Here is a 14694-nt window from a genome sequence, read left to right on the forward strand (position 1 = left end):
CACTAAATTGTTATGGACTTTCGATGTTCTGAGATACTAGTCTCATAATCGGTGTTACGTGTCAGGTAATCTTTCATTCCTTCTAGCGCATCGGGATCCCCGTGCACAAGTTGTATTTTTGTTTTGTTAGTCAGGTTCGAGTCAGCAAGCCATTGCTCAATATCAAGATAGTCACCATGACCCGACAAAGCATGCAGGACCTCTATCTTGGCGCGACATGGTATCCACTTGCCATGTATCTTTACTGAGTCGACCCCCTGCTGCATTTTCGCACCACGCGTACCCCCCGCTTGATAGCCTGTAAATAGAACCGTCGTGTTGTGACTACCTAAAAGACGCTTCATGTGGTGAAGTATTCTTCCACCTGTGGCCATACCACTGCCGGCTATGATGACATGAGGGTAGGCTTGTCTGGAGATCGCTTTTGATTCTTCAACGCTTTTTGTATAAGTGACATCTTCACACATAGTTTTACATTGTTGTTGAGTAAGCCGATGCTGGCCTGCATAGCGACAGTAGATATCTGAGACATTAATAGCCATTGGGCTATCCAAATAAATCGGCACCCTCGCAATGTCCTCTTTATTCATTAATTCCGCCAAGAGATGCATGATTGTCTGCGCTCGTCCGACTGCAAAGCTGGGTATCAAAACAACTCCACCATTGCCCATTGTTTCATTCACAATACTAGCCAATTGCAGGCCAGGATCGATCCTCTCGTGCTGGCGATTTCCGTAGGTCGATTCCAGTAGCAGTAAATCCACTTCGGGCAATCGACTAGGTGGGCGCATAAATACGTCATCGGGTCTGCCAACGTCACCGGAAAAACCAATTCTTTTCCCCTCAGCTTCAAGAATTATGCTCGCAGCGCCCAGTATATGGCCCGCGCTTTGCAATCGACATTGGATATCTCCAACAGAGAATGTTTCTTCGAAATCAACACCTCGAAATAGTTTGAGGCTCTGTTCCGCCTCCCTGCGCGTATACAGCGCTTGCGGATTCTCGTGCTTAGAGAGTCGATGCTTTACCAGATATTTCGCATCTTCCTCTTGGATATGGCCGCTGTCTGGCAAGAGGATGCTACATAAATCTTTAGTTGCATAATGGGTAAAAACAGGTTTGCGATAACCATTTTTATGAAGGACGGGGATATAACCCGAATGATCTAAATGAGCGTGAGTGAGGACGACAGCATCGAGCTTTTCGATATCAACAGGTAATGATTGCCAATTTCGCTCACGCAACGATTTGTAGCCCTGAAACAATCCACAATCCACCAGGATTTGTGTCGAGTCTGTCTGCACCAAGTATTTTGAACCAGTTACAGACCCAGCCCCTCCCAAGAAAGTGATTTTCATTTCGGAGCCTCGCGCGTTAGAGAAGTAAACTCTTGTATCGACGTTAGCAACAAGCCAGAAACATCGAGTTCGTTAGAATAGTGAGGGATAGTATTTGTTGTGACTAGCTCGCTTAGCCCAGCTTCCAGTATTGCCTTATCTGAATTGCCCGCAAATATACCATGCACACAAGCGCAATTTATCTTGGTGACTCCTCTCGAGCGCAGCGTGTGCATACATTCAATAATTGTCTGTCCGCTCGATATCACGTCATCGATTATGACTGCTGTCATGGTCTCTAATTCCGACAGATCAGGCAAAGAAACAGATACATCTCTGTCTCCAAGACGTTGCTTCTCTCCTATCACATAGGGGTGACCACTATACTCAGCAATTTGTGCGACCCACTGTTCGCTTTCCAGATCTGGCCCTACAAGAAACACGTCGGTTTCTGATTTCAACCACCCGGCTAATACTGGTGCTCCCTGTATAACCTTTGTCGGAATAGCATAAATTTCATCTAAAGAAGTATATCTATGCAAATGAGGGTCTACCGTAACCATCCAGTCGACTTGATTGGACAACAACTCTGCAAAGATACGTGAAGTAATTGCTTCACCGTCCAAAAATCGTCGATCCTGTCTCATGTAACATAAGTATGGCGCTACGAGTCCAATAGATGCTGCTTCTAATTCTCTTAATGTAGATGTCAAAAAGGAAAGGGGTACAAATTTTCGATCGGGGCTCGACATCTCCACAAGTACTACACAATGCCTCCCCTTTACCGGCGAGTCTAATCGTAAATAGGATTCACCGTCAGGAAATCTTCGATAACTCAATTGGCCTAACTCCGCTGGTAACTTTCCACACAGTAGAGGCGCTAGGGGATGACCCTGCGGATCAAAAATAATTGGTACTTCATTACTCATAGTTGTCATTCTTCACTCTACAACAAACATGTTCATGTTTTGATTGTAATAGTCCAATGCGTAGTCTCGCTCTCCTGAACTTTCGCTGAATAAAGTGAACAGTGGATCGTTCAAATTCACTGTGCTACCCACCGACACGTGCAATCGCAATCCAGCTGACATTCCAAAAGGTGCCCCGGCTAGCTTCGCTAACCTGGCTAGCCGACGGTTATCGATGGCAACCAGCACCCCGCTTTCGTTGGCACTCTGCACACTCTCAAATTCAGCACTGGGTAGCTCTTTGAGCCCGCCTTGTGCGTTCGCTATACGCTGAAACTGGTCCCAAGCAGTCCCACTGTCGAGTATTTCTGTGGCCTTTTCTAAAGCTTGTTCCAGACCGCTAGCATGAGCCAAATCGATTAGATTTGCGGACAATGTCAAAGCCCTATCTCGTAGGTCGTGGGGAGCGTCTGCAGCGCACTTTAATACTGCCAGGACATCACGTGCTTCCTGCACGGGACCAATGCCCTTGCCCACGGGACAACTTCCATCTGTAATTACACAGCGCACGTCGATACCGCATGAAATTCCTACTCGATTGAATAGTCCAGCCAAATAATCTGCTTCAGCGGATGTACGCACCTTAGCTGTATTGCCGACTGGAATATCGATAACTACGTGAGTCGATCCAGCTGCGATTTTTTTTGAAAGAACCGAGGCGATCAACTGCCCCTCTCCATCGAGATCCAAGGCTCGCTCAAGTCTCACCATCAAATCATCAGCTGGGCTCAAATTCACGGCACCGCCCCAGACCAAGCACGCTCCAGTCTCAGATACAATGCGTTGCATGTCGCCTATCTGAAAATCGACATTAAAGAGAGTTTCCAATGTATCTGCAGTACCGGCCGGTGAGGTAATGGCACGCGATGAGGTTTTCGGTATCGTAAGCCCTGCGGCACTAGCGACAGCAACAACGATTGGCGTTGTACGATTACCCGGCACACCACCAATACAATGTTTGTCATAAATAGGTTCTTCCTCTGGCCAACTGAGACGTTTCCCGCAACTGACCATGGCGCGAGTCAGGCCAGTTATTTCGTCTATATTAAGCCGACCTCCGGCACATACACTGAGGAAACTGGATATCTCTATATCCCTGTATCTGTGTTCACTCACATCCTTCATGATGGCCAATAAGTCTTCATCCGAAAGGGTATGACCATGTATTTTTTTCCGCACTGCGGCTAAAGAATCGATTATTGGTGCATAACACACCGACACCTGGTCTCCTGCTACGACTCTCAAAGAATCGCGTGCGATATTTGATAAGCCAATTTCACCCGGTGACAAATTGTTATTTTCAATGACATTAAGCGTTGATATCAATTGCCGCTCGGACGTCTCAAGCAATAGGCGAGTACTCGCATTGAAACCTTCTGCTCGACAGATATGACAGTCTTTGTGCATATACACCACCGGTTCCTGATGAGTATTTATGCCCATATCGACTACCACTAAGATCCCACTGTCGTGCACATTCTGCTCCAGAAACTTTCTTGGCCTGTTTTCAGGTAATTGAATAGTCATAATTGGTCGCAAAATCTTTCATTCCCGAACCAATCCAATTCAAACCTACTGGGATAACTTCTCTAGCAATTGGACTGCACTCCTTGCTCGCCTTACTGCAGCATGAAACATCGAGCAACACTATGGAGGCTCAATCTACCTCGAAAAATGAGGTGAACTAACGCTTATGCTCATGAATCGGGCGGCGCCTCTCCTGATCTTGATGGTCCATCATTTGACTCATCATCATTTGCATAAACTCCATCTTTTGCTCGTTTTTAGCGATGCGTGCTTCTATCGACATATCGGACCCAGACGTATCGCTTTTATCCAGCATTTGCATCCCTTCGTGCATAAGCTCCATATGTTGCGACCTGAGCTCCGCTAGTCTTCCTGAGTTTTGCTCCGACTTGATTTCGGCCATCAAAGACATCATTCTCTCCATATGTTCCTGCATTGACACACTACTATCTTGTGCATAAACGGAAGGTTGGATCGTCAAAGCAATAAAAGCTAAAGTGGCTAATGATTTATTCATTTCTATCTCCTGGTATTCGTGTGAGGACTATCTCAATTGAGATATTGAATCCGCTTTAAACAAGCGATGTAAAGCAAATATATATCTGAACTATTGCTTGCTAGTAGTGTATATAACAGAGTTATCTAATAGATTACCCAGTCATTATTTTCTTGTAATGCTTGCGTAATGACTCTGTCAGTTTCGCGATTCTGATGCTTTGGACATAATCTTTCTGAACTAGTTAAAAGTCACTCAAAGAGGAACAAACTAAAGCTGAAAGAATTTCACTATTCTTGCCGCGCCTACTCTTCAGACTGCTGTGCCGCACTTGCTGCTTCAGCTTCTTCTCTGATTCTCTCTTGAGCGGCTGTCGCATTTGCGGCTTGAATAAAGGAAATTATGTCACGTGTCTCCTTACCAGTAAGACCGGCCTTTAAACGCATGTGAAACATTGACGTAATCCATTGGTCATCCCTCAGCTCATTTGGGTTTCTCAGATTGTGACAGTGAGTACAGTTCTCGACCCAGGCTTGCGCCCCGGCTGTAATGTCCCCGGGTTCAGGATAATCGACTGCAAACGCAGAACCGAACGCCCAAGTAGTACCCGAAACGAGTACCACCACCCGCAACACCATCTTGGCTGTCAATTTCGATTTTCTATTCGACATAGCTTATCTCCTTAGAATCCGTAGGTCAGTTGCAGCATAAGGCGATCTTCATCTGCTTCCGAATCCTGTTCGCCATCATTAAGTTCGTAGGTCAATTTGACAATTGCACTATTGGTAAATAAGTAGTTGATACCAAGGGCCCATTGCTCTTGATCTCTGCTATTGTGAGGTGAATCAAAATCGGAGAAGCGAGCCACATACTCAAATTTGGACTGCCCTCTCCTGTACGAGGCCTGTGTGTACCAGGTCTCCCAAGTAGCACCCTCAGATGCCGCAACGCCTTGTGAGGTTGCCCCGACTTCCGTTTCCACATACTCCCCACGAAAGCTCAGATTGCCAATCTGATAACCGAAATCGGCGCCACGTACATCATAGTCGCGAGCTCCCTCGCCACTTAACAATGAACTATCGCCGTCTTCTACTTCATTAACAGTTACCTTGCCCGAGGCGAGAGAAAAACCTATTTCAAGATGAGGAATGATGTGAAATCCAAATCTTCCGCCGATAACTTTATCTCCATCAGCGTCTGAGCTTGCTCCTTCTGCCTCAACGCCATCTAATTCGAACTCGCCATCCTCAAGCTCTGCCTTCAGAGTGGGGCCATTAGATACATACAGCGCGTAGTTGGTACGTGTGGAACCAATTGGAAATCCTCCTCTCAACTGGAATCCGACATCCGCGACTGGGGCTGCGCCATCGTGACCAAATCCCGGGGGTGCTGATGCCAACTTATTTATCCAGGATGGATGGAGGTTTTGTCGAAATTGGCCAATTGGACTTAGAAACTTTCCAGCAACCAGAGCAATATAGTCGTTTATAAACGCATCGATAGAGAGATACTCCAGCTTGACTTCAGTCTCCCCATCTTCGTCGACCTCAATTTCCAATTCAGACTCCAGCATCACCAAGTCCCGAAATTGATAATGAAATATTGGTGCAAACTTACCAGCGGCAAACTGACCATCGGCCGATTCTGAATCGATGTAGTTTACATCCGCGTACCCAGATAAATGGACGAGGGAATCCGAATATCTCCACTCTGCTGCTTCCCTATTGCGAACAGTTTCTGATTGAAGCTGATCAATCTGGCTTTTAAGGGCTTCAAGCTCGCTATTGAGCTCTTCGAGGGATTCAGCGGCAAAGAGTGTGTGAGCGATAAAGAGGTTTAGAATAACCACGCTAGTAACTTGAACAATAATTTTTGATTTCACAATTTCCTCCATAGTACAGATTGATTTTTCAGCTAATCACAACAGCTCTAGCTCGAATGTGATTCGTCCACTTGGTTGAATTTTCCTAGTTTAGGGATGTAAGCTGGGGTAATTTTCATATATTGAAGATATGACTCGCCAAACTCTGTTATAGCTGCCTGCTCTTCCCTCTTCGCAAGATTTACATAGACCGCCACCAGGATTGGAAACATCACTAAAGTTGGTAAAGTTGGCCATTGCAACAGGAAGCCAAACATAATCATGATGAACGCTAGGTATTGCGGATGGCGACAACGGGCATACCAACCATCCACCGCCAATGAGCGAGTCTGTTGCGCTTTGTGTAATACGCCCCATGCAGAAGCGAGCAAAAAGAATCCCAATATGACAACGACATTGCTGGCAATATGCAATGGATCGAAGTGCGGATTACCTTCAAAACCGAAAAGTGTGTGTAACAGGTGCCCGTTTTCATGGGCAAGAAAATCGATACCTGGATATCTTTCAGTTAACCAACCAGACAAGAAATAGATCGTTAGAGGAAAACCATACATCTCCGTAAACAGTGCAACGATAAAGGCTGAAAAAGCACCCAGACTACGCCAATCTGCTTTTGTTTGTGGTTTGACGAAACTAAATGCAAAGAATATAAAAATGGCTGAGTTCAGTATCACCAACGTCCACAATCCATAGGAAGAGTCACTGTGCATCATCGTTCTCCACTATCATTGTGCTGGTGAGTAGACTGCTTCCTTCCCTCTTCCAAGCCATGCCTATACGCCACATCTTCAGGATCGCCGTTTCCACTGCCACTGTAATTGTGGCCCTCATGACTTCCATGACCGCCATGACCTTTGTGCATAAATATATGCATTAAGGGACAAAGAGCGATGATTAAAAACGGCAGCCATTGAAAGAGATGTTGACGATGTTCCATTAACAAGAAATAGGACACCGCCCCGATCAAAACCAGTGCTGGTATTGCCTTACTTGAAGACCAGAATGTTTTCGTTGTCATGGCTACTCCCCTATATCAAAGAGCTCATGCTCCAATTTGATTTTTCTCATTAGTTCATTTCTATGCATTGAAGTCCTCGATCAGGTGGCACACCATATTCCCTGTTGGTGCTTTGTTGGGCTTTTCATCCCATTCGAGAATTGCCTTTTTCATCCGCTTTCTCAAAGCCAGGGTCTCTTTGAACCTTTCTTCGGTTTCTTTCAAACGGTGCGCAACTAACTTCCTGACTCTTGGGCATATCGATCTGCCTTTGCCTGCCTCACTTAGGAATAGTCCAATATCTTCAACAGAAAATCCCAATTGCCTTGCACTGAGAATAAATCTCAAGCGATCAACATCTTTCTGTCCATACTCCTTGTAGCCGTTATTGCTATTTCTAGCTGGGCTCAGATAGCCAATCCTTGTGTAGTACCTCACCGTTTCTGCGGATACTGACAATGCCTGCGCAATCTGCTTTACCAACATAAAACTGTTCCGACTAACCAATGGGCACTTGTGCACAACACGTACACGCTCGTTTTAACAGCATTTGTCTTAAGACCTGTTGAGATCCCAGGAGAAATTCCTAGGAGCTAACCTTGTCTTTTTGGTAGATCATAAGGCTGTGTGCAGAACACAGGTCAAGGTGCAAAATGTAGGACTGGTAAAATTACTACTGATAAGCGAATCTAGATCAAATACCAACATTGAGTGGAAACACTAAAACATATTCGAGAGAATCGTGCCCCAGTGACGTAATGAAGACTACATGATTTGCCGCTGCGATTTTGCGGGGTAAGAATTTGAACTACCAACAACGTTTTTGTGTGTGCGAACGAACGGGGGAAATCGTTTGCACTATGCTTAAGCCTTCTGAACATCCTTAGACAGCACCCACTTAACTCCTATTGGGGCGACTATTGTTGTCAAAATAACCACTATCACAATTGCCGAAAATAGATTCTCTACGACAGGCGATGGCACCCCTTTTGTGATGAAAAGACCAGAATCCAAGGCGATACCCGCAATAATCAAGCCCACAGCTCCTCTTGCATTCATGCCCAAGCCTATGGCCCAGCCGTCACGCGATCGAAATCCGAGTAACCGCGCAGGAATTGCAGCCCCAAGCAATTTTCCCAAAAATGCTAAGCTTAAGAGCAATACAAGGAATACTGGAATCTCTATTAACGCCGAAAGATTCAGCTCAATTCCAATTGACGCGAAAAATATAGGGGCAAGAAATCCAGTTGTAATGGCACTAAGCTTCCTGTGTAAATCTTTGTAGACTTTCTTACTAATCGTGTGTTTGCCAAAAAAAAGACCGGCCGCAAAGGCGCCGAGAATGAAATGCAAGCCAAGGAATTCAGCGAGTACTGCAAATACAGCGCCAGCGAGCAGGAGGAAACTAAATATCATTTCTTCAACTTTTATGCTCGCTGCATATCGCGCCAAAAGCGGCATTAAGTATTTACCTAATAAGAACGTGACTACCAAAAACAATAATACCTTTAATAAAATCAACGACAGGATAGAGTAATCCGGCAATTGACCCGTATTGATTATCGCAACAAGGATACTGAGTAATATAAGGCTAAGAAAATCATCGAATACAGCGGCAGATACAACCAGTTTTCCAATATTGGATTGCAGCATACCGATATCCATGAACATCCTAATGGTGACCGGAACCGCCGTAATCGCTAGTGCTGTTCCTACAAACAATGACTGGGCAAAACGTAGATCGCTTTCAGGCAACCAAAGCCAGCCGACATAAAAACCGCTAAGCCACGGAACCAGCATCGCAGTGACCGCTATAATCAGCCCCCTATAACTGGATTCGACAAGATCTCGTGGACGCAATTCGAACCCACCCAACAGCATGAGGAAGAAAATGCCTAAATCCGACAACGCCATAAGATGATGGTCACTGGAAAGCTCGAAAGAGAAGATTTGTCTGTCTAGTTGCCCCGCAACAATCCCTAATACGATACCGGCTAGCAATTCACCTACCAGAACAGGCTGACCAAACCTGGACGCAACGGACCCACACACTCGTGTTGCGATTAGCAGGATAAGCACTATCCAGAGTGTTTCCATATAAAACTGCCCCAACCCTAACTGACTGTATTATTGTCTACACCAATTTCTAAAATGTTGGCGGTTATGTATCGATGTGGAGGTACAATCAAATTGCTTGAAGCTGGAACATTCAGAACTACTCGCCCCGCCAGATCAAATATCGATCCATGGCATGCACAAAAAAATCTTGAATGGTTTGTTTCTGTGGTTCCTTCTCTCTGTAAATTTGGAATGCACCCTAAATGTGTACATAAGGCGACCGCTACAAATATTTCCGGCCTCAAGCTACGTAGGGTGTTTTTTGCGTACTCGGGCTGTTGGTTAATTAATGAATCAGCATCCCTCAATTGAGTTTGATGCGCTGGGTCCTCAAGGTTGGCTATATTGTCACTAGTTCGCCTCATAACCCATACCGGCTTACCTTGCCATTGTACTGTTAGTAGCTCGCCTTGGAGGAGCTTAGACACATCGATTACGACCGGTGCGCCAGTGGCTCTCGCTCGGGCACTGGGTGACCACGATTGCACGAAAGGAATAGCCGCTGTGGCAACTCCCACCCCCGCTACGAATGAAGTTGAAATCGTGAGGAACTGGCGTTTTCTCGTACCCGCCTTATTCAATTACAGCCTCCCCCTCCAGATTATCCGATACATTCTAAACGTAGGGCGAATATTCACTTAGTTGCCGATGCAACAAAACTAAATGTATAGTGAACGCCAAGATATCTTCATTTCCCTACATATTTCGGGAAATTACTCACTCAACCAGTAAAGTACCGCGGTACATTTTCATTTGGCAGTTAAACTCATACTCACCTTTCGTTAGTGCCGGCAAAATAATCGTCTTTACGGTATCTATGGGTAATTCTTCACTGATCTCAATATCTGGAAATAAAACAGTGCCCGCACACGGATTGGAATCCTTACGAAGAAACTGAAGGGTCGCGCTCTCCCCCGCTGTAAGCTTGATCCTGGAAGGTTGATATGTGCCATTCTCAACTATCACATTGATGGCACCATCCACCAATTCCACTTCCTTGGGTTTGTAAAGCCAGAACCACCACACGATTAGCAATATGAGACCCAAACCAGCAATATTTACAATGACCATCGTCCTGATCTCCTATTAATGTTCTTGTGCTTTGAACAGGCGCAATCGATTGGCATTGGTCACCACGGTGAGTGAGGAGAATGCCATAGCTGCACCGGCGATCACCGGATTCATCAATACGCCCATAACTGGATATAAAACCCCAGCAGCGACTGGTACGCCAGCGACATTATAGATAAAGGCGCCAAACAGATTTTGCTTGATATTCCTTAACGTCGCCTTGCTCACGGCTATGGCATCGGCCAGGCCATGCAGAGAACCCCGCATGAGCGTAATGTCGGCGCTCTCAATAGCAACATCCGTTCCCGTTCCAATGGCGAATCCCACATTCGCCAGGGCAAGTGCAGGGGCGTCGTTAATTCCGTCACCAGTCATGCCAACAATTTCGTTTTGCATTTGTAACTCAGCAACCTTGTCCGCCTTTTGATCCGGCAGTACTTCGGCAAAGAATTCAGTAATATTGGCTTTTTTAGCCACCGCCTTTGCTGTATCACGGTTATCGCCAGTCAACATAACCACTCGAATACCATTGTGTTGTAAGCGATTTATCGCTTCTATTGAGTCTTCTTTGATAGGATCTGCCACTGCAATAATTGCTGCCAATTGCTGACCAACTGCAAAATACATAGGCGTTTTGGCTTCACTGGCGAGCGACTGCGCCCGTTTCACATAATCGGCAATATTTATGTCACGCTCTTGCATCAATTTTTCATTGCCGAATAAAACATGTTGATTCTCAATCTCTGCTTCAACGCCGTGACCTGCTATAGCATTGAAATTCGCCACCTTGCCGGGTGTTAATCCACGCTCTTTTGCTGACTCAACTATTGCCAAAGCCAATGGATGCTCGGACCCTGACTCGAGACTAGCAGCCAACTGCAGTACTTCTTCTTCACTCATATTATTGGCTACCACTATGTCCGTTACCTTTGGTGAGCCTAAGGTAATGGTGCCTGTCTTATCTAAAATCATCGCCGTGATTTTCGACGCCGTTTGCAATGCCTCTCCGTTGCGAATCAGAACACCTGCCTCCGCCGCCTTACCGACTCCTACCATTACCGACATGGGCGTTGCTAATCCTAAAGCACAGGGGCAGGCGATGATTAATACCGTGGTTGCGGAAACAATGGCTAGCGCAATGGCTGGCGCCGGGCCAAAGTTTAGCCATATTAGGGCACTCAAGATGGCTATTATCATAACCACCGGTACGAAATAGGCAGAAATCGCGTCGGCTAATCGCCCTATCGGCGGCTTTGAATTCTGCGCTCGCTTAACCATATTGATAATCTGAGCAAGCGCTGTATCCTTGCCTACCCGAGTAGCCTTAAAAAGAAATGAGCCAGTCTTATTTAAAGTACCGGTTACTACCTCATCGCCTACTCCCTTCTCAACGGGCATAGGCTCACCGGTGAGCATAGATTCGTCAATGGCTGTATGCCCTTCAACTACATCTCCATCTACGGGAATTTTTTCTCCCGGGCGGACGCGAACTGTATCACCCAATAGAACATCCTCAATTGGAATATCAACTTCAGCGTCATCACGCACAACCCGAGCTGTTTTCACTTGCAGACCAATCAGGCGTTTTATTGCCTCAGAAGTTTTTCCGCGGGCTCTAATTTCAAGTGCAAGACCAAGATCAATCAGTCCAATAATGATCGCCGTTGCCTCGAAATAGACATGGCGCGCTTGAGCTGGTACCGCTTCCGGGAAAAATACAACTATCATGGAGTAAAGCCAGGCAGTCCCCGTACCTAGCGCAATGAGTGTATCCATATTGGCAGAATTGTTAAGAAACGATTTCCACGCACCTACAAAAAAGTGTCTACCCGATACATACAACACTCCGCCTGTCAGAATGCCCACGATTAACCAAGCCAGACGTTCTCCACCAGTATTTACATTGACTTCACCGGTTACTAAGGCATACAACATTAAGGGACCACCTAATGCCAAAGCTATCCAGGTTTTCCTCATCAACTGCTTATAGTAGGCCCTGTCTGCCTCTTCCTTTGCATCCAGTGCGTCATCTTCTGAAGATGCATTAATAGGACTGGCACCATAACCTGCGGCCTTCACTGCTGCGATTAGTGCGTCATCAGTCACATTACCCATAACCATTGCAGTACGTTGAGCGAAATTCATTTCCGCTTTTTCAACGCCAGACACTGCACTAAGCGCCTTTTCGATTTTGGTCACACAGCTTGCGCAACTGGCCCCATCAATGGCCAATTCGTGTTGTAACTTAATAGAATCATTATGATGATCTGATTTCGTTTCTTGGCTAGACTGGCTCATTGTGCACTTCCTATCTTTCTATTCCTCGGATTAACGCTCGCAATAATTCTCTAAATCTTCGATCAAACTACATATTCTCTTACACGTCGAATCTGTCGGTGAATGCTTGTTCCATATAATTCGAGCCACATTCATACGCTCACGAAGAGCTGAAGTCTCTTCGAGCTTTTTGTCTATTTCATTTAATCTCTCGTTCAGTAATTCCTGAACTAATTCACTAGCTTCACTCCCATCTTCTACTTCACCAAATATGCGCCCTATATCCCGCACCGACAAGCCTAGTTTCCTTGCCGATATTATGAAGCGCATACGGTGGATATGCTCGTTGTCATATTCTTTATATCCACTGCTTAGACTTCGCCGTGGAGTGAGATAACCTATTCGCGTGTAATACCGGACAGTATCCGGCGTAACCCCAAGACTGATTGCTAGTTGATTTACCCCCATGTTGTTAACTCCTTCTCGCTTTCAATTGCAACGAAACAAGTGTTAAGGAATCGAATCATACGAGAAATCGAATAGGCCGTATTCGCCAATGCAAATATCCACCTAGACTACACGTATGTTCTGCAAACAGGTCAATATCCTCGTTTGTCTTCAGCCCAAGTTCTGTGTAGTTAACCATGGGAAATTCCCACTACTGTAGTGAAATAGGCTGTAGTACCAATCACCAGCACTGCCACCATTATCTCTACCGAGATCGAACTACGCAGGTGTCCAACGCTAATTGCCCTATCAAGATTAGGCACGATAAAAAACTTGTTTGAAGCGGCCAGTAACAGAAGCCCCGCGACTCCGATAAGCTTTAGTAGCAAACTCGAACCATACGAAGTTTGCAAAAAATCATTCGGAGATTCCAAAATCCTTATGGTGAGATAGGCGCCCGTTAAGACTAAAATGCCAACTATATAGGCTGCCAACTGGCCAAATTTATCCATAAGTGTGTGTAAACTGTCACCGTCCTCCATTCTGAACGCCAGTAACAAGGGAAATAGAGAACCTATCCACCACGAAACTGCCACCACGTGTAGAGGTATAGCCAAACGGGCGACTGCGCCTAGTTCAGCCACATGACCATATAAGGAAGAGGGACTTCCCAATAATAAGACAATGAAACTGTAGACCAGCACGACGCACACGATGGCCCTCGTTTTGTTAGCAGTAACGTTGTACCAGGCCGTTAGCAGAGGTATTGCAAATACGCTTGTGAAGCCCAACAACCTCAGTCCAGATGCATATCCAAGGCTTGATTGTGCAAGTATGCCGCCAATTTGTATGTCGAATACCCCGCTCAGTCCAGCTTGATTTACTCCGCCAATCTGTGCCAGGAAAAATAGCACAGTCACTACTATGCCTGTGCCAGCTCCCATAAGCATATAACTAAGGATGTTCGTCTCCATTTTTTGCTCTCGGGGGGCTAGGAAGAAAAGACTAAAGCCTCCTCCCAATACCACCGCCGTAGACAATAGAGTTAAAAATTTCAAAACGACACTTGCCAAATCCCAAGGAGACATAGCTGATCTAATCCCGGCCTGTATTGCTGTGATTAGTGGTCGTGACTGGTTTGATGGGTGTCGTCATGACCTGTTTGATGACCATGAACAGCATTCTCTGCATTTCCATGCTCTCCTTGATGACCCATCATTCCAACCATGAAGGATAGATTTCCTTCTACGCGATGGCTGTCTGCGCCCAGCACCGCCCAAGCCACGGAATATCTCCCATGTTCCAATTTTGGTAAAGCCACAGTAAAGTGTTTAGAGGCAGTTGCAGATGGCGTGAAATCAATCTCAATTTCTTCCTCACCCAGCGTAACCAAAGCTTTCAGCAAACGCACTTCTTCGTTAAAACTCAGCTGCAGGTTCTCCGGAGTCTCCATAACCATCGCCCCATCCGCTGGTGTAGCTTCTGATAAGGCAGTATGTGCAAATGAGTAGCTTGTACCGAGCACCGTTAGGTTAAGTACGCAAAGTAGTCTAAAAAGAGATCGTTTCTTCATT

General features: G+C 45.8%; 16 protein-coding genes. All 16 read right to left on the reverse strand.

The window, feature by feature from the left end; all coding sequences use genetic code 11:
• Positions 1-2: 2 nt before the first annotated feature.
• The 16 genes from R3F50_02970 to R3F50_03045 all read right to left on the reverse strand — a co-directional run bounded on the left by R3F50_02970 (position 3) and on the right by R3F50_03045 (position 14693).
• Complete coding sequence (locus tag R3F50_02970) at positions 3-1358, reverse strand: MBL fold metallo-hydrolase (protein MEZ5489261.1); 1356 nt, start codon at positions 1356-1358, stop codon at positions 3-5.
• Positions 1355-2275 carry a ribose-phosphate diphosphokinase gene (locus tag R3F50_02975; protein ID MEZ5489262.1) on the reverse strand — a complete coding sequence of 307 codons (921 nt, stop codon included), beginning with the start codon at positions 2273-2275 and terminating at the stop codon, positions 1355-1357. The genes R3F50_02970 and R3F50_02975 overlap by 4 nt, the downstream gene beginning before the upstream one ends.
• Positions 2276-2278: 3 nt before the next feature.
• The gene (locus tag R3F50_02980) at positions 2279-3748 is read right to left on the reverse strand and encodes a thymidine phosphorylase family protein (protein ID MEZ5489263.1); all 1470 of its coding nucleotides are present in this window, start codon (positions 3746-3748) and stop codon (positions 2279-2281) included.
• A 241-nt stretch (positions 3749-3989) separates the two neighbouring features.
• Positions 3990-4349 (reverse strand): hypothetical protein, encoded by a 360-nt coding sequence (locus R3F50_02985; GenBank protein ID MEZ5489264.1) that lies wholly within the window; start codon positions 4347-4349, stop codon positions 3990-3992.
• A gap of 284 nt (positions 4350-4633) precedes the next feature.
• Positions 4634-4999: a cytochrome c gene (locus R3F50_02990; protein ID MEZ5489265.1), complete on the reverse strand. Its 366-nt coding sequence runs from the start codon at positions 4997-4999 to the stop codon at positions 4634-4636.
• 11 nt (positions 5000-5010) lie between these two features.
• On the reverse strand, positions 5011-6210 hold the full coding sequence (locus tag R3F50_02995; protein ID MEZ5489266.1) for a hypothetical protein: 1200 nt from the start codon (positions 6208-6210) through the stop codon (positions 5011-5013).
• 47 nt (positions 6211-6257) lie between these two features.
• Positions 6258-6920: an isoprenylcysteine carboxylmethyltransferase family protein gene (locus R3F50_03000; protein ID MEZ5489267.1), complete on the reverse strand. Its 663-nt coding sequence runs from the start codon at positions 6918-6920 to the stop codon at positions 6258-6260.
• Positions 6920-7228, reverse strand: coding sequence for a DUF2933 domain-containing protein (locus R3F50_03005; GenBank protein ID MEZ5489268.1), 309 nt, complete (start codon positions 7226-7228; stop codon positions 6920-6922). The genes R3F50_03000 and R3F50_03005 overlap by 1 nt, the downstream gene beginning before the upstream one ends.
• A 60-nt stretch (positions 7229-7288) precedes the next feature.
• Positions 7289-7693, reverse strand: a complete 405-nt coding sequence (locus tag R3F50_03010; protein MEZ5489269.1) for a MerR family transcriptional regulator — start codon at positions 7691-7693, stop codon at positions 7289-7291.
• A 378-nt stretch (positions 7694-8071) separates the two neighbouring features.
• On the reverse strand, positions 8072-9304 hold the full coding sequence (locus tag R3F50_03015; GenBank protein ID MEZ5489270.1) for a cation:proton antiporter: 1233 nt from the start codon (positions 9302-9304) through the stop codon (positions 8072-8074).
• Positions 9305-9321: 17 nt separating this feature from the next.
• Positions 9322-9906, reverse strand: coding sequence for a ubiquinol-cytochrome c reductase iron-sulfur subunit (gene petA / locus R3F50_03020; GenBank protein ID MEZ5489271.1), 585 nt, complete (start codon positions 9904-9906; stop codon positions 9322-9324).
• 136 nt (positions 9907-10042) lie between these two features.
• Positions 10043-10396 carry a cupredoxin domain-containing protein gene (locus tag R3F50_03025; GenBank protein ID MEZ5489272.1) on the reverse strand — a complete coding sequence of 118 codons (354 nt, stop codon included), beginning with the start codon at positions 10394-10396 and terminating at the stop codon, positions 10043-10045.
• A gap of 15 nt (positions 10397-10411) precedes the next feature.
• On the reverse strand, positions 10412-12694 hold the full coding sequence (locus R3F50_03030; protein ID MEZ5489273.1) for a heavy metal translocating P-type ATPase: 2283 nt from the start codon (positions 12692-12694) through the stop codon (positions 10412-10414).
• Between the two features lie 30 nt (positions 12695-12724).
• A complete protein-coding gene (locus R3F50_03035) occupies positions 12725-13141 on the reverse strand; it encodes a MerR family transcriptional regulator (GenBank protein MEZ5489274.1) in 417 nt (138 codons plus the stop codon).
• Between the two features lie 170 nt (positions 13142-13311).
• Positions 13312-14208, reverse strand: coding sequence for a CopD family protein (locus R3F50_03040; protein MEZ5489275.1), 897 nt, complete (start codon positions 14206-14208; stop codon positions 13312-13314).
• A 32-nt stretch (positions 14209-14240) separates the two neighbouring features.
• Entirely contained in the window at positions 14241-14693 is a 453-nt protein-coding gene (locus R3F50_03045) for a copper resistance protein CopC (protein ID MEZ5489276.1), read from the reverse strand.
• Position 14694: the final 1 nt, after the last annotated feature.

It is taken from the genome of Gammaproteobacteria bacterium (genome assembly GCA_041395725.1).
Classification (GTDB): domain Bacteria; phylum Pseudomonadota; class Gammaproteobacteria; order Pseudomonadales; family Pseudohongiellaceae; genus NORP240.